Source organism: Sphingobacterium sp. UBA6320, from assembly GCF_002440335.1.
Lineage (GTDB): Bacteria > Bacteroidota > Bacteroidia > Sphingobacteriales > Sphingobacteriaceae > Sphingobacterium.
Genome location: NZ_DJTA01000009.1, coordinates 1 through 15,513 on the forward strand (window position 1 = coordinate 1; position 15,513 = coordinate 15,513).

Genomic DNA, 15,513 nt, shown 5'->3' on the forward strand with positions numbered 1-15,513 from the left:
CCAATATTTTGGGGGCAGTCCAGTAGACAGCCTTTCAAATTAAATTTAAGCGTTACTATTTCGTAACAGTCGTCACTGTTGGTGTGTAGATACCAAATGTGATTGCAGATAATAGACCATTTACAAAAGATTGTCTCGTATGTACGGTGTAATTTTCAGCACCTTCAGCCATTGCTTTTGAATCTGAAACTCCAACTGGAGCTAACCCGGCGATCACATAATGGTTCCATTTTGTTACTTGTTGACTTCCTTGTGCACCTTTTCCTACTACACTGGTGTAAGAATAACAAGAGGTTAGCATAGCAGAAACTGTTAAGACAGCTGCGAATTTGAAAAACATTTTCATTTATTTATAATTTAGTAATATATGTAGCTGATTTATTGTATATCTATATAGTTTAATTCCAAATATCGGTAGTCATTAATTTTTGGGATTATAAAATATAAATAGTGCAGCAAGATATTAATTTTAATTAATATTTATTGATAATCGTGATATTGAATTTAAATCTGTTATTCTACTGTAGTTGATAAGCTACAGTGGTCATATGAAGATGAAAGCTCAATTCATTTTTATTTTACTTTAAAATAGCCTATTATTCTTTTCTTATTTCTCTGAATTTTAACACATTTCGATTGTTAAAGTGTAATTATATCTGACATTTTCGGTATCCCACCGATACCGCGTACAAAACATAGATATCCGGATTTTTTGTCTCATCACTGCTCTACTTTTGTAGTAGATATTTCAAACTAGTATAAAATAAAAATGAAAGAGAAAATTTCAGCAGCCCTTACAGCCCGATATAAAGAGCTGGGTTTTGAAGCAAAAGCAATTTCGGAAGTAGCCCATTATTTGGCTAAAAAAGTAATCTATGAAGAAGATATTGATGGTGCGATCCAAGATGTAAAAGGGCTGCTGGAAGTCTTTCAGCGTAATGCAAGTACACCAATTCGATGTGCTGTTATTAATCACAGCAAGTGTATCGGTCAAACTTCCATTTCATGCAAATAATCTAGGCGTTGGAATAGACGGCCATTAATTACAGATAAGCTCTCCGTCAGGGAGGGCTTTTTTTGACAAAAAGAAATGATTATGAAGATAGGACAAAAAGGATTACAACTGATAAAGGATTTCGAGGGTTGGTACAGCAAACCTTATCTCGATCCTATTGGGATACCCACTATAGGTTATGGATTTACCTATTATCTTCCCAGCAGACGGCGGGTCGCCATGCAAGATATTCCACTTACAAGAGAAGAAGGTGATCGGATGTTAACCGATATCCTTACATATTATGAAAATGATGTGCTGAGACTAGTGATGAAACCCCTCAAGCAATCACAATTTGATGCATTGGTATCTTTCACATACAATTTGGGTGCGACAAACTTAGGTAAATCAACATTGTTGAAGAGGATCAATCAAGATCCAAATGATAAGCGTATTGCAGACGAGTTTATGAAATGGGACAAAGCAGGAGGGAAGGTTTTACCTGGTTTGGTACGACGTAGAGCGGCAGAAGCAAAATTATATTTTAGTTAGGCATGATGGAACTATTGGAATTAGTGGAACGATTTGGTACGCCTGTGATCACCGGAATAATTGGTTATTTCGTTGGGCGTCCAAAGCAGCAAGCAGAGGTGGAAGCCACCAATGTCGAAAATGCAGGAAAGGTGATTGATAAATGGGCAGGTTATGCAGATCGCTTGGAGAAGAATATCGAACAGCTACGCGCCGTAATTGAAGATTTAAACGATGCTTTGCGCATTGCAAATGATGAGCATATAGCTTGTGCAAAAACATTAGCGAAGCTACAGGCGGAATATGATGACCTCATGAAACTTTTTAATGAATTACAAATTGAATTAAAGAAAATTAAAAATGAAGATAATAGCAGGAATGATCGTAGTCATACTTTTAGTTAATGGCTGTGGTTTATTTAAAAAAAACACAAAAATAAAGCAATCGGAAATAAATGAAAACATAAGCGCCATACAGCTTGATTTAAAAAAAGAGAATGAAACACTGGTGACAACGGAAACAGATTTGCAATCTTTTGTATGGCTGGATGGAGAGACTATGATACAATTAGAAGGAGAAAATGTTAGGATTGAGAAAGATGGTACCGTCCTTATGGGTAGAGGTAAAGTCCATCAGAAAAGCCGAGAGCAATCCAGTGCAGTGCAGTTGATGAGTAAAGCTACAAAATTGGAACAACATGAAAAGAAACAGACAGCGATTGAAACAAAACAAAAAAACACTTTCGAAAAGAAAGCTTCCAGTCGTGTCAGTAAGCTAGAATCGAGTATGATATTCTGGTTTTGCATCACTCTTTTTATACTAATTTTCAGTTGTGTACTCTGGATCAGGAAAAAGATCAGATAGAAATTGCACGATGTAAAAAAAGACCACTTACCTTTTGTTAAGATGGTCTTTTTTTTGTGTTCATGGACTACGAGTTTTGGACTTCTCGGGTTTTTACTTGCTCCATATTTCTGATATAATTTTGGAGATAAACTCATTTTTAATTGTATATAATGGGTGTTATCGTCTTCCGTTTCAGATTAAAAGTACCTGATGTTTTCGAACGATCACTTAAGGGCTCTATTTACTGTTATACCTCGTATGTATGAGGTAATAATTTGCGATCTGTTTAATTTCTTTTTTAAAATCACTGTACATGTCGTATTGATTACAGGCACAGATAATGGATTTTTGTAGAGTATCGTTACTAATATTCAGGTACGGGATAGTTTCCTTATAGATCGTGCTTTTTACTTTAGTCTTCAACGAAACCAATTTTTCTGGCTGAAAGATTCTGAGTACCACAGAAATAGCTTTGTACCGATGTTGGATGTCTTTATAGTTGATGAATTCACCTTTTATCTGTTCAGGATTGATTCCAACAAATGCGCAATAGCAATCTATTACTGCATGGATTTTGGATAGATCAGGTTCGTATATGCTATTGATCGTTTTGAGTACATCCGGGTGATTTTCTGTTAAAAAGTTCATAATAAAAGAATGATATAGTGTGTTCATGTTTTCAATTGTTAATGGTTTTATAACGCAGTTAGTGGGCTAAAAAGCTTTGGTTATAGTATGTATGCTGATCGCTTTGCTTGTTCAACTAATGCCCGCAATAGGAGGAACATATTTTTTGAAGCTGCTTTCATACAAGGATGTTATTGATTCTTTTCATCTGCTTATTTTTTTTGTGCTGTATACTGTTTTTATCGTTCAATGTAATTATTGAGTTAAACAAAGTTAAACAGAAAAGTTAAACTTCAAAGATTTTTTTAAATTATTTTATACACATATAGCTTTAATATAAATAATATTAAACTTTTTTGTTTATATTTAATATTCTTATAATCAGTGTTTTAAATGATTATTATTGCTTATTGTTTGTTTAGGTTAACTAGATTGTGTAACTTAGCGTCAGGTTGTTATGTTTTTGTGTAACAATTGATTAAATACTATGAAAATCATGGAAACTTACCTAAATAATAATTTTGAGGTATTACGCTTGGAAATGAAAGTGACCAATCGCGAATTTGCGGCTATTTTAGGTGTGCGGGAACAGGTGTATTCGCGCATCAAAAAAGGCGAATATCCCATAGGTTTGACCATGAAAACCCGTATAGAAAATGCATTTCCGCAGGTCAAGTATGATTGGTTGCTTTACAATCGTGGAAATCGTGAAAAGCCCGAATCCTTTGTTCAGTCGGATGCGGTTTCTATGGTCAGTGTAGGAAACGGAAAATCCATCGGTTATTTTTCTGATGAAGTGAAATTTATGGATGAAAATAAAAACAACATCTTTTTTGAAGTTTCCCCTGGCCGCTATTTGATGCAGACCAAATTGGTGACCGAAAAAGCAAAAGCGGGTTACTTATCTGGTTTTTCCGATTCTGAATATATGGATGAGCTGCCCGCACATTTTATCACGGTCAATGAGTTTCATAGGGGTGTATACCGTTCTTTTGAGGTTAGTGGTGATAGTATGACTGACGGTACAGATGCAAGTGTCTTGGATGGCGATATCGTTACTGGACGTTTGATCAAAAGGGAGTTGTGGCTATCTAAATTCCATACCCATAAATATCGCTATTGGGTTATTGTACATCGTTATGAAGGGGTCATTATTAAAGAAATCAGCCATCATGATGTAGAAAAAGGTATCCTTACACTGCATTCCCTGAATGCCGATAAAGTCAAATATCCGGACTTTACCATTACACTCGACGATGTCGATCAGATTTTTAATGTCGTGGATATCAGTCGGTCTTTATAATTCGATATCATAAAATGGCTTATTTATGCACTGAGATCCGATTGATTGTGCTGTAGCTGTTGTTGTATTATAAATAAAAATACATCGATTTTAGAGCTGTCTTGCTTTCTTAAATTAATTATTAAATATGTGGAATAAGCAGCATCTCTATTTTATCAAATAAATATACAGCAGGTGCAAGTTTGGGGTAGTCACTCGTAGATTATATGTTATTTGTAAATTTATTAGTTATAGACGAATGAAAAAAGAGCTGTTTTATAACCTTATCTTACTTTTTATTATCATTCCATAGAGTGGCTTGTAAGCCACAATTTTTGATTTAAAACTTGGATATTTCCGAGCTTTATTTAGTTTTGCGAAGATTTTGAATGAATATAAATCTTTGTGAAAGGAAATGGATTTAGTGATCAATATAAAATTAAATTAACCCCTATAGTATATATGAAAAAAATAGTAACAATTATTGTTCTTTTTGTAACGGTGTTTGTTGCATCTTGTTCAAAAGATGAGGCTTCCATAGATGGATCTGAAAGTATTGTTGGACGTTGGGTTCTGCAAGAGATGCAAGAGTTAAATACAATGAAAAAAGTTCCTTATACCGATGGAATCGAATATTCGTTTAAAGCTGACGGTACCTTCACAGGTATTACAGTCGAAATCGATTTTGACGAAATTGAACCCGTTTGGATAAAAGTCCCAGTTTCGGGTAAGTACAAATTTTCTTCGGATAGACAAGAAATCACAATAACAGAAAATGGTCGTCAACAAGAAGTATTTGATGTCTATACTCTGACAACAAAAAAGATGATTCTACGGGGTAAATATCAAGATTTTGAAGTGCAATCTACATTTACTAAAAAATAGATCAGCGTATCAAATTTTGTATAATTCTTAAATTTCATCAGTTATATTTCTTAAAAAAATCTTAGGTTTACTTCTGCATTAATATGATTTTTGGAGAGGAGACGATTGCTTACGCTAACTTCGATAAACATATCTTTTATTTTGATCATACATATTTAATTTATCTATATCATTGGTTTATATACTTTTGTAGAATAATAGGGGACTATAAAAAGTAAAGTAATTTGAATATCTTGAAGAGAATGTATTGATAAGGCTAAGTACGTGTGACTATTCGAACTTGATCAGATCCGGTTCAAATCGTTTTTCAAATTAGAAAGTGCCTCAAAGTTGGACTACTTTTTAGCTTTGTCCATCCCTTAGTTGTGAAATAGTAAAACCTTTTTACAAATTTGCGAACACTTCTTGTCTAGAAGGGGATGATTATTTAGAAATTTCGATCCTTTATGGTAAAGTAAGGTTTACTATTTCCTAAAGTTGGTTCCCTATTTCGCAAAGTTGGTTCCCTATTTCTCAAAGTTGATTCCCTATTACCTAAAGTTGGTTCCCTATTTCCTAAAGTTGGTCCCCTATTTCCTAAAGTTGGTTCCCTATTTCCTAAAGTTGGTTCCCTATTTCTCAAAGTTGGTTCCCTATTTCTCAAAGTTGGTTCCCTATTTCTCAAAGTTGGTTCCCTATTTCCTAAAGTTGGTTCCCTATTTCTCAAAGTTGGTTCGCTATTTCCCAAAGTTGGTTTGCTCTTTCCCAAAGTTGGTTCGCTGTCACGATAGTTTATTCCGACTTATTTTATCTAATGAGTTATTTACATGTTAGTTGGGTAATTGTTTCTACGCTTTTACCCCACCATATCAAGACTAATACATGTTGTTAAATATCAGTAGATGAGCATTAATTGTCATCGTACTTTTTAGAGGTCGTCTTTATAAGGATTTTTCATATGACCTATTAAAAGTTTAATAGACAAAACGAAGATTATCCTATTTCGTGAAACAAAATTCAAGATTTGTGCTATTTTACTTCTCATTTTTTGCTGTAAATTTGTTGAATTAAAAACAATGAGTTTTTAGAATCGTTATTTATGATGTTGAGACTAGTTATTTTTGTGCTGTCAGTATGGTTTTTTCCTTTGCAATCTTTAGGATCAACCACTCATGCTACAGTACGGAATCTTGCTAGTTCTAGCTCCTTCCAAAGGAGATTTGATCCTGTGGATCAGTTGATCGATCATGCAGACGACAAGCTATCTGACAAGAAAAATTCTCTTTTTCAAGAAATGTATTTTTGGGATATCGATTTCGATCTGGATAAGGATTTTAAATATGACACATTATTTGCCATCTACGATTTAACTGTTCGCTTGTTATTTCCCCATCAGACAGCATATCTGGATACCTATTCATCACAAGCTGATCTTCCGGTCCAATCCCGTAAATTCCTACTTTTTGAGCAGATAAAGATACCTTTTTAATCTGCTATCCTGACGTATATGTTATAGCGTCAAAAACCTGAATCGCTACACACAAAAATCAATTCTATATTATCTAAGATTAAACACTATTATGCACGAGCTTAGTATTGTAAAGGATATCTTCGATACACTGGAAGGCCATTATGGTTCTCGAGTGGAAGATGTTCAACAGATTCAAGTAACCGCAGGTCTGCTGTCAAATGTGCAGCCTGTTCTGATCCAGAATGCTTTTGATGCCTTTATTACTGAGAATAGGGGGTATGCAGATATGGAACTGGAAGTTATCGTTAACGATATCTTAGCATATTGTGATGACTGTCAAAAGAATTTTCCAGTTCATTACCACCGTTTTGTATGTCCCTGCGGACGCTCTTCATCAACAATTGTTCAGGGAAACGAATTGTATATTTCAAAAGTAATTTTTAAACAAGAAAAATAAGAAATTATGTCAACTAACTCATCTAATCCAAAAAGTGCTGGAAACCGCGTCGGTTCAGTACAATGTGATAACACAACATTACATTTATTAAAAGCCAATGATTATGTTGCAAATGCTATCCGCGAACGTTTAAAAGACGTTTGTGTCATTAATGTTTGTTCTTCTCCAGGTTCCGGTAAAACAACTCTGATGCAAGAAACTGGAAAACTACTTGCAAATGATCTTAATATTTCGGTATTGGTCGGTGATCCTGAAACGGAGCGCGATGCGATCAGAATGCGTGAGGTTGGTCTCAATGCCTTGCAGATCGTGACTGGTGGTATGTGTCATATCGAGGCGCAGATGATTTTGCAGGCGCTTGACCATATTGATATCACAGGGACAGATCTCTTATTTATTGAGAACGTCGGTAATTTACTTTGTCCTTCAGCTTTTGATTTAGGCGAAGATTACCGTGTTACATTATTAGCAACAACTGAGGGTGATGATAAACCGAAAAAATATCCACGTATGTTTCTAACGAGTGAATTGATGTTGGTATCAAAATCTGATTTATTGCCCTATGTGCCTTTTTCAGTAGATGCTGTAACGAAAGATGCTCGTGAGGTAAATCCGAATATTGAAGTGATTACTATCAGTACATTAAAGCATGAGGGTATTGAAGAGTGGTGCAACTGGTTGAAAGAAAAAGTGAAGCAAAAAAAAGAATCTAGACTTCAACCGGAAGTAAAATAGGAGCTATGCAAGCAGAGTCTGTATATATTGATGCTGTACTGCCACAGGGAGAGTTTGTTCAGGTTACTGAAGCGCTGCTTCAGCTGGAATGGTTTGAAGTGAATAAAAAAAGATTGACCAGGACAACAACTACTGGGCAAACTATAGTGATGGAATTAGGGAAAGGTAACGAATGGTGTTTTGGAGATGGTCTTTTCCATGACGGTAAATTGATTGCTACTATTGCGATCAAACCAACGTTGACCATTTGTTTTAATCCTGTCAATGCTGTGCAGGCAGCGGACTTTTCTTATTATTTAGGGAATAGGCATTTACCATTGTTTATGGATCCCGAAAGAGAGATGTACCGTGTTCCTTATGATGGTCGTTTATATGAACAGCTGCTGGCAAAATTTCAATCTCAGGTACAGTTGGAAGATGGGATGTTACTGTCAGAAAATCTCGTTAGGCAGTTGATAAAAAAATCAAGAAATGAAAATGAGTTATAAATTATTTTGCCTAGTAATCCTGTTATCAATAGTGACTATTGGTGGGTGTCGTCATGCTACTAAAAATGATCTATCGAAACCGATTAGTGCTACAGATAGTCGTGGAAAAGTAGTCAAGTTACCGGAGGTGGCGAAAAGGGTAGTGGTTTTATTTCCATCTTTACTTGATGAGGTGTATATGCTTCAAGCCGGTGATCAGGTTGTTGGTATTCCACAGCAGGTATATCAAATGGAAGATACTTATACCTTTTTATCAAAACTTGATCCGAGGATAGCCGCTAAAACATTGCCAACACCAACTTATGGGGGGCAGTCCAGTAATGTAGAGCGTATTATTGCTTTACAACCTGATCTGGTGATTACTTTCAATACCGATCAGGATCATATCCAACAATTAGAAGATCTTGATATCCCTGTTTTTACCTGTTCTTCTGCAGATGATAAAAGTATCATGGCTGAATTGCTTGGTATGGGAAAGCTTCTTGGAAAAGAAGAAAGAGCACAGGAAATCGTTGATTATGTTGATGCTGAACTCGATCGCATGCAGGTTCCATCGATTGAGAATGCGAAGTCCGTTTACTATGCTTGGTCAAAAGGTCGTGTGATGTCCACTTCTGGGAAAGGAAGTCTGATTGATATGGCAATCCGCCTTTCTGGGGCTGAAAATGCGTGTCTTTTACCGATGGAAGCGCCAAATATCAGTGCAGAAACGATGTATAAATGGAATCCTGATCTCATTATCTTGTGGAACTCTAAATTGTCAGATGTTTATGATCTGAAAGAGTTAGCAGATCTTCCTGCCGTGAAAAATAAACAGGTTTTCGTCATGTCACCATCGTTTCCTTTTGATCCACATACCGTTAAGTTTTTATTGTTTTCGAAACAAGTGCGTCATTGGAGCTTTCCAAGTTATTCGGAAGGTCAATTGAACACAGAAATGCAGGAAGCTTTTGAAGTCATGTACGGTAAAAAGGGTTTACTATAATCATGAAAAATATAAAAATCATCGTCCTGTTGATCCTATTTCCACTGCTGCTTTTTGTGCTGTCGCTTACCATTGGCTCTACACAACATATCGGTTTGGTCGAATTGTTCCAACGGATGTGTGTGCAATTGGGGTTGATACAAGATCAACATCTACTTGCAGATGGAAGTCTGAATACCATCTTATGGCAGGTGAGATTACCGAGAGTGCTGTTGACTTTTATGGTTGGTGCAGCTTTGGCTTCGTCAGGAGGAGTTCTACAAGCTATTTTCCGTAATCCAATTGTCGATCCGTTTACATTAGGTATTTCTTCGGGATCTGCTTTTGGAGCAGCACTCGCTATGTTGTTCCCGATTATGTCTGTTAATCTCTCCGCCTTTATTTTTGGGGTTTGTGCAGTGGGGCTGACTTATTTGGTTTCGTACTCTGGAGCAAGGACTTCCATTGTAGGGATGGTATTGGCAGGGATGGTGATTTCGGGTGTTTTCACAGCTCTTTTAACCTTACTACAGTATTTAAGTGATCCATATAAACTGCAAGCTATTGTCCAGTGGACAATGGGTAACTTACATACGGCTTCTTGGTCTAAGGTATATCACGCTATCGGACCAATTTCAGTTGGTTTATTTGTGATCGTACTCTATCGATGGAAGTTAAATCTTTTGTCTCTAGGCGATCAGGAAGCTTTAGCTATCGGTGTCAATCCTAGAGTGATCAAATTGATTTTGATCGGAGTAGCCACCATGATAACAGCATCTGCAGTAGCTGCAGTAGGGGTGATCAGTCTTTTTGGGTTGATTGTTCCACATATCAGCCGTATGATATTTGGCCCTAATAACAATATTTCGGTATGGGCTAATATCAGTATCGGTGGTAGTTTTCTACTCTTAATTGATGATTTTTCTCGTGCTGTCATGCCATTTGAGATTCCGATCGGTGTGTTTACCATGATCGTCGGAGCGCCCTTATTTATTTATTTGATGCGTCGAAACGCGATGAACTGGAACTCATGATACCTACGATTGCTACACAACAATTATCTTTCTCATATGGCAACGACGTCATATTGCGCGATGTAAATATCTCTTTTCCAAAGGGAAAATTATCGATCATACTGGGTCGAAATGGCAGTGGGAAATCGACCTTGTTTAATGTGATTGCGGGGTTGGAAAAACAATACAGCGGTCAGGTATTTATAGGTGATGTGGAACGGAAAAAGATCAAGGTCGGTAACAATGATCAGTTGCGCTTGGGTTTTCTCAATCAATTTCATCAAATGACTTTTCCTTATCAAGTGTTTGATGTGATCTTGACAGGAAGGGCTTCTTTTTCGCGGTTCTCACCAAGTCAAGAAGATCGTGAAGCGGTACATGCGATTTTAAAAAAGTTTGATCTGGAGCATTTGAAAGATAAACCGTATACCGAACTGTCTGGTGGAGAACGGCAGCTGATCTTGTTGTGCCGTGTGTTGGTGCAGCAACCTGACGTGCTGATGTTGGATGAACCTACCAATCACTTGGATCTCAACTATCAAATGGCGGTTTTACGAACAGCTAGGGGGCTTGTTAAAGAAGGTACAACAGTTTTATGCATTATGCACGATCCTAATCTAGCTTTTATGTTCGGTGATCAATTTTACCTCATGCGTGATCAAACTGTTCTTGATATTAACGGTCTGGAACGTGAAGAAGTGAAAAATTTGTTGGAAGAAACATATGAATTGCCTTTGTTGAGTTTAGAAAAACAAGGGAAATGGATTTTTGTTCCAATGCTTAATGAAAATCAATAATGAAAAATATTTCAATATATCATGTTGGATCCGAACATGTCGCGGAGGTACTACCCTATGTTCTGAATTTCAGAAGAAAACTATTTCCGATGTTGGATCCGAATCAGGTGCCTAAAGACCTAGCGGTATTTGAATATGTTTACTTACAGAACAGCGCCGGAACTTTTTTACAGGCAAGAACAGAGGATGGTAGATTAATCGGCGTGATCGGTATGCTCAATTACGATTACCGTTTTCCACACGTGGATATTGATGCTAGAAAAACGGTTGAAGTAGCCCGTTTATTTGTAGATCCTCACTATCGTAGGACTGGACTGGGGACAGCGTTGTTTCAAAGCTTACTCGTGGTAGCAAGGGAAAAACAGATCGAAAGACTTTATTTACATACCCATCCATTTTTGGAAGGTGCATATGAATTTTGGATGCGGCAGGGTTTCCGACTGATAGAGTATTGTGATGAATCCGGATTTCCCACTATGCACATGGAGCTGATGGTGAGTGGATTGAAAGATCTTAACGCGTCGGATGAGGATTTGAAACTCGGAAGCATGCCATCAATAGAAGTTTGTAAGCTCGTGAAATAAGGACGATGTGTAGTATAAAAACAAATAATAGATAATTATCTCCCAATGAAATATAATATAATGACCTTGGCTTTTTCAATGGCTACAGGTGCTCTTTTCCCAATGGTTTTGCATGCGCAAAATAGTACTCAACTATTTGGCAAAACATATGATGAGGCAGGAGCTCTTGTCTCTGGAATAACATTGACTGTTAACGGTTCAAAGCAGGTGACAACTTCCAACGAGTCAGGGGAATTTACTTTTGGCGAAGCGATCACTTTTCCAGTCATCATCCATGCTTCTGCAATTGGTTATGTGGATCAAAAAATAACACTTTCGGCGAGTAACTGGAATGTAAAAAAAGGTCTATCTCTTGTCTTGATTAAAGATAATAAAACTTTGGATGAGGTGTTGATTACCGGGAGACGTAACAAATCATATCTCACCAATGATCTGGAATTGGGGGGTAAGTTTTCTGGGAAATTAAAGAATCTACCACAATCTGTTTCTGTTTTAAGTCGAGCGTTTATTGAAGATAAACAGGCTTTTACGACAGGTGCATTGTTTCAAGATCTGGCAGGGGTGACCGAAGCATCTTCTTATGATGACGTGGTTATCCGTGGTTTTAAAAGTGGATATGAAACCGGTGTGCGTTTGGTTAATGGTCTGCGTTCGGGATATGGTTATGGTAACAGTTACTACAATACACCATTGACATTGAACCTGGAAAGTCTCGAAGTCTTGAAAGGTCCGGGAGCTTCTTTGTTTGGTGATGTAGTACCAGGTGGTACGATTAATATGACCACAAAGAAACCTTTGGACACTTTTAAGGGGAATATCGGTTTTGCATCTGGAAGTTTTCAGACGATGCGTACAACACTGGATCTGGGAGGGCCTTTGGATAGTGCTAAGCGTATTTTATACCGTTTCAATGCGGGTTATGAGGACACGAAAACTTTTCGTGATGTCAATCGTCAAAAAAGAATTTTAGTCGCACCATCTTTTACTTTTAAACCAGTAGCTGGTACACAGGTGGACGTTGATGTGGTTTATAATCAATTTAATGGTTATCTCGATCGGGGTATGGGAATTAAAGCAAATGATTTTTATGCTTTACCACGTTCATTTACATTAAGTCAACCTTCGGATTTTTATAATGCGAAGACATTTTCACTGAGCGGTAGGTTGTCCCAACAGCTTACGGAGAATTTAAGCTTTCACTTGAGCTATATGAAATCTGTGTATGAAGAAGATGTCAATGAACATCGGACCTTGAATACATTTGCTGATGCTCCTAAAAATACAATCATGAATATGCGTTTTTTTGATCGTCATGGTAAAGATTATACGGATAATGTCGTTGGTTATTTTAAATGGGATCATGATGGTGCTGTGGTAGATCATCACATCGTAGCGGGAGTTGATTTTGCGGAGTACAGAGGTGATCAGGAAAATCAGTTGCGGGAAGCTAGACAAAAGACGGTTAACGGACAGGTGGTACCTCTGACATTTGATTTGAACAATCCAACTTATACGACACATGATCTAACTTCTTACGTATGGCGAGAGCATGTAGCTTATCCATTTTTAAGTCCTTATAAAACTACAGGAAAATACATACAAGATCAGATGTCGATTGCTGATAAACTTAAAGTTATCGTAGGATTACGTCACGAGCATTATGCTTCCGAGACTATCGACGGGCAGAAGCGTTATCATGCTACACAAAATGCCTGGCTACCTAGAGCGGGATTAACGTACGAATTGAATAAGCAGATCAACTATTTTGCGAGCTATTCTCAGGGTTTCGTCCCGGTAGGTGCAAGTTTTATTCAGAATTACCAAGATTATGGTGCAGATAAACCTTTTATTCCGGAACGCAGTTTTCAATTGGAAACTGGCTTTAAAACTGGTTTTTTTAAAGATCAGTTACAGATGGACCTTTCCTTATTCCGTATAGAACGTCAAAATATGATGATCGCAACGGGTGTGATATTAGATTCTGGATTTTCTGAATATCGTCAATCTGGAAAAGCCATTTCTGAGGGTATTGAACTGGATCTTCGTGGGCAGTTGACCAAAGAATTTCAGATTATGGCAAACTACACTTATAATCATACTGATGTGAAGGCATCATCGATCGCTTCTGAGGTTGGACAATCATTACCGGGAGCTCCTGAAAATATGGCAAGTGCTTGGTTAAAATATGTGTTTTCACAACATGCTTTGAAAGGTCTTGGTTTTGGTGCAGGGGCTTATTATGTGGATAGTCGTCGCATGGATAATAGTATCGGTAAAGATAGTGATGGTCAAGCGATGTGGGGTTACTGGCCTTCTTATACTACCGTGAATGCTGCGGTATATTACCATATCGGTGCATTGAAGATGGCTGTTAATGTCAATAATGTGTTTGATAAGTATTACTTTTTGGGTGGCTTTGATTATACACGTGCCTTTCCTGGAGCACCACGCATCGTGATGGTTTCGTTAGGTTATGCTTTTTAATAAAAAAACAGTTAAATCGTAGTTTAATACATAATATAGACTATTTTATTCAAGATTTGTGCTATTTAAAACTTGTTTTAGTTGGTACTTTTGTCTTGGTAATTAATTTAAAAATGAAAGCAATGTTTCGGAATGTATGGATACTTTTTGTGATGCTGTTCGCTTTGGCTACTGTCAATGGGAATACGCGATTGCATCTAGATGTCGATCAGTACAATCAGCTGGAGTTTTTATCAACACCTAATACTTCAATTCAGCTACCTGAAATCAGTTCCAATAGCCATCATATCGCATTATTTTCAGGTATGCTTGAAGCATGGGAGTGTAGTGATGCGCAAGAGCTCAAGGAAGTTGACCAATTGCTTTATTTTACCATCATTCCTATCTGGCTATCGGCAATGGGAGTCAGGTATGACAAAAAACAGGATTTCAGTTTCCCGACTGAACACATAGGTGTCATCCTCAATCCGAGATACATATTGTTCAAGTGTATCAAAATACCCATCTAATTTATTATCATTTTTTTCTTTTGCTAGGAGTCATGGAGGCTGATTAGGTCTTGTCATGTACTGTCTGGCGCTATCTGCACGTTTTTTTGCTCTAAACATCAAATCAGGATGTTGTGGATCAATGATATATATTTTAATTTTTACATATAAGTTAATATAAAACAGTAATTAAATGCATTTATTACCTAGAGAGACGGAGAAGCTGTTGCTTCATGTAGCTGGTGAACTCGCAAAAAAGCGTATGGCCAGAGGTGTCAAATTAAATTATCCAGAATCTATTGCGTATATCAGCAGTGAACTTATGGAGGGTGCACGTGATGGTCGAACTGTTGCAGAACTGATGCAATATGGAGCCACTTTGTTGACTCGTGAAGATGTGATGCAGGGTGTTCCTGAGATGATCCACGATATACAGATCGAGGCAACTTTTCCTGACGGAACCAAATTGGTGACCGTACATAATCCTATTCGTTAATTTAATAAGAACATTGAAAGTATGATTCCTGGAGAATATTTCATTCAAGATGGTGATATCATCTGTAATGAAGGTAGAGAAGTAACAACGTTGACAGTTGTCAATACGGGAGATAGACCGATTCAGGTGGGCTCTCATTATCATTTTTTTGAGGTCAATAAAATGATGGAATTTGATCGTTCGCTAGCGTTTGGAAAGCGATTGAATATTATCGCGAGTACTGCTGTTCGTTTCGAACCAGGGGAATCCAAAATTGTAGAATTGGTTCCTTATGCTGGTGCAAAAAGAGTATATGGTCACAACGATTTAGTGAATGGCGATACGGAAACAGAAGTAGGGAAAATGAATGCTTTGAAAAAAGCAGATGCAAATGGCTTTAAAAATAAAAAATC

General features: G+C 37.1%; 20 protein-coding genes and 1 pseudogene. 18 read left to right on the top strand and 3 right to left on the bottom strand.

Translation table 11 applies throughout. The annotated features are described in order from the left end of the window. Positions 1–55 precede the first annotated feature (55 nt). The gene (locus B3P23_RS05405; RefSeq protein ID WP_248755738.1) at positions 56–340 is read right to left on the bottom strand and encodes a Bor family protein; all 285 of its coding nucleotides are present in this window, start codon (positions 338–340) and stop codon (positions 56–58) included. A gap of 429 nt (positions 341–769) precedes the next feature. On the opposite strand from B3P23_RS05405, the gene B3P23_RS05410 reads away from it, so the two are divergent. From B3P23_RS05410 to B3P23_RS05425, 4 genes are all read left to right on the top strand, one after another. Continuing rightward, positions 770–1,015, top strand: a complete 246-nt coding sequence (locus tag B3P23_RS05410; protein ID WP_293924994.1) for a hypothetical protein — start codon at positions 770–772, stop codon at positions 1,013–1,015. An 81-nt stretch (positions 1,016–1,096) separates the two neighbouring features. Continuing rightward, positions 1,097–1,546, top strand: coding sequence for a lysozyme (locus B3P23_RS05415; RefSeq protein WP_045754706.1), 450 nt, complete (start codon positions 1,097–1,099; stop codon positions 1,544–1,546). 2 nt (positions 1,547–1,548) lie between these two features. Continuing rightward, positions 1,549–1,929: a hypothetical protein gene (locus tag B3P23_RS05420; protein ID WP_293924995.1), complete on the top strand. Its 381-nt coding sequence runs from the start codon at positions 1,549–1,551 to the stop codon at positions 1,927–1,929. Next, positions 1,886–2,389, top strand: coding sequence for a hypothetical protein (locus tag B3P23_RS05425; RefSeq protein WP_260948417.1), 504 nt, complete (start codon positions 1,886–1,888; stop codon positions 2,387–2,389). Before B3P23_RS05420 ends, B3P23_RS05425 begins: the two co-directional genes overlap by 44 nt. A gap of 219 nt (positions 2,390–2,608) precedes the next feature. Here B3P23_RS05425 and B3P23_RS05430 read toward each other — a convergent pair whose 3' ends face one another. Further along, positions 2,609–3,019, bottom strand: a complete 411-nt coding sequence (locus tag B3P23_RS05430; protein WP_045754709.1) for a hypothetical protein — start codon at positions 3,017–3,019, stop codon at positions 2,609–2,611. Positions 3,020–3,494: 475 nt separating this feature from the next. Here B3P23_RS05430 and B3P23_RS05435 point away from each other — a divergent pair, with 475 nt between their 5' ends. Then, positions 3,495–4,301 carry an XRE family transcriptional regulator gene (locus tag B3P23_RS05435; RefSeq protein WP_293924996.1) on the top strand — a complete coding sequence of 269 codons (807 nt, stop codon included), beginning with the start codon at positions 3,495–3,497 and terminating at the stop codon, positions 4,299–4,301. A gap of 441 nt (positions 4,302–4,742) precedes the next feature. Then, complete coding sequence (locus B3P23_RS05440) at positions 4,743–5,165, top strand: lipocalin family protein (RefSeq protein WP_248755744.1); 423 nt, start codon at positions 4,743–4,745, stop codon at positions 5,163–5,165. A 427-nt stretch (positions 5,166–5,592) separates the two neighbouring features. Here the strand turns inward: B3P23_RS05440 and B3P23_RS05445 are convergent, their stop codons facing one another. Further along, positions 5,593–5,913 carry a hypothetical protein gene (locus B3P23_RS05445; RefSeq protein WP_293924997.1) on the bottom strand — a complete coding sequence of 107 codons (321 nt, stop codon included), beginning with the start codon at positions 5,911–5,913 and terminating at the stop codon, positions 5,593–5,595. A gap of 330 nt (positions 5,914–6,243) precedes the next feature. On the opposite strand from B3P23_RS05445, the gene B3P23_RS05450 reads away from it, so the two are divergent. The 12 genes and pseudogenes from B3P23_RS05450 to ureB form a co-directional block, all read left to right on the top strand. Further along, positions 6,244–6,633 carry a hypothetical protein gene (locus tag B3P23_RS05450; RefSeq protein WP_293924998.1) on the top strand — a complete coding sequence of 130 codons (390 nt, stop codon included), beginning with the start codon at positions 6,244–6,246 and terminating at the stop codon, positions 6,631–6,633. A gap of 91 nt (positions 6,634–6,724) precedes the next feature. Next, the gene (locus B3P23_RS05455) at positions 6,725–7,072 is read left to right on the top strand and encodes a hydrogenase maturation nickel metallochaperone HypA (RefSeq protein ID WP_045755029.1); all 348 of its coding nucleotides are present in this window, start codon (positions 6,725–6,727) and stop codon (positions 7,070–7,072) included. A 6-nt stretch (positions 7,073–7,078) separates the two neighbouring features. Further along, positions 7,079–7,807: a hydrogenase nickel incorporation protein HypB gene (gene hypB / locus B3P23_RS05460; RefSeq protein ID WP_248755746.1), complete on the top strand. Its 729-nt coding sequence runs from the start codon at positions 7,079–7,081 to the stop codon at positions 7,805–7,807. 5 nt (positions 7,808–7,812) lie between these two features. Next, positions 7,813–8,295 (top strand): hypothetical protein, encoded by a 483-nt coding sequence (locus B3P23_RS05465; protein WP_293924999.1) that lies wholly within the window; start codon positions 7,813–7,815, stop codon positions 8,293–8,295. Beyond that, positions 8,285–9,280, top strand: coding sequence for an ABC transporter substrate-binding protein (locus B3P23_RS05470; protein WP_248755748.1), 996 nt, complete (start codon positions 8,285–8,287; stop codon positions 9,278–9,280). Before B3P23_RS05465 ends, B3P23_RS05470 begins: the two co-directional genes overlap by 11 nt. Before the next feature lie 2 nt (positions 9,281–9,282). Next, positions 9,283–10,293, top strand: coding sequence for a FecCD family ABC transporter permease (locus B3P23_RS05475; RefSeq protein ID WP_045755026.1), 1,011 nt, complete (start codon positions 9,283–9,285; stop codon positions 10,291–10,293). After that, positions 10,290–11,069, top strand: coding sequence for an ABC transporter ATP-binding protein (locus B3P23_RS05480; protein WP_293925000.1), 780 nt, complete (start codon positions 10,290–10,292; stop codon positions 11,067–11,069). Before B3P23_RS05475 ends, B3P23_RS05480 begins: the two co-directional genes overlap by 4 nt. Beyond that, entirely contained in the window at positions 11,069–11,653 is a 585-nt protein-coding gene (locus tag B3P23_RS05485; RefSeq protein WP_094771384.1) for a GNAT family N-acetyltransferase, read from the top strand. Before B3P23_RS05480 ends, B3P23_RS05485 begins: the two co-directional genes overlap by 1 nt. Positions 11,654–11,698: 45 nt before the next feature. Further along, the gene (locus B3P23_RS05490; protein WP_293925001.1) at positions 11,699–14,137 is read left to right on the top strand and encodes a TonB-dependent receptor; all 2,439 of its coding nucleotides are present in this window, start codon (positions 11,699–11,701) and stop codon (positions 14,135–14,137) included. A gap of 113 nt (positions 14,138–14,250) precedes the next feature. Then, positions 14,251–14,646, top strand: a complete 396-nt coding sequence (locus B3P23_RS05495) for a hypothetical protein (RefSeq protein WP_293925002.1) — start codon at positions 14,251–14,253, stop codon at positions 14,644–14,646. Positions 14,647–14,818: 172 nt separating this feature from the next. Further along, a complete protein-coding gene (gene ureA, locus B3P23_RS05500) occupies positions 14,819–15,121 on the top strand; it encodes an urease subunit gamma (protein WP_021192450.1) in 303 nt (100 codons plus the stop codon). A 21-nt stretch (positions 15,122–15,142) separates the two neighbouring features. Further along, positions 15,143–15,448: pseudogene (ureB, locus tag B3P23_RS05505) on the top strand (urease subunit beta); the annotation flags it as partial. Between the last annotated feature and the right edge of the window lie 65 nt (positions 15,449–15,513).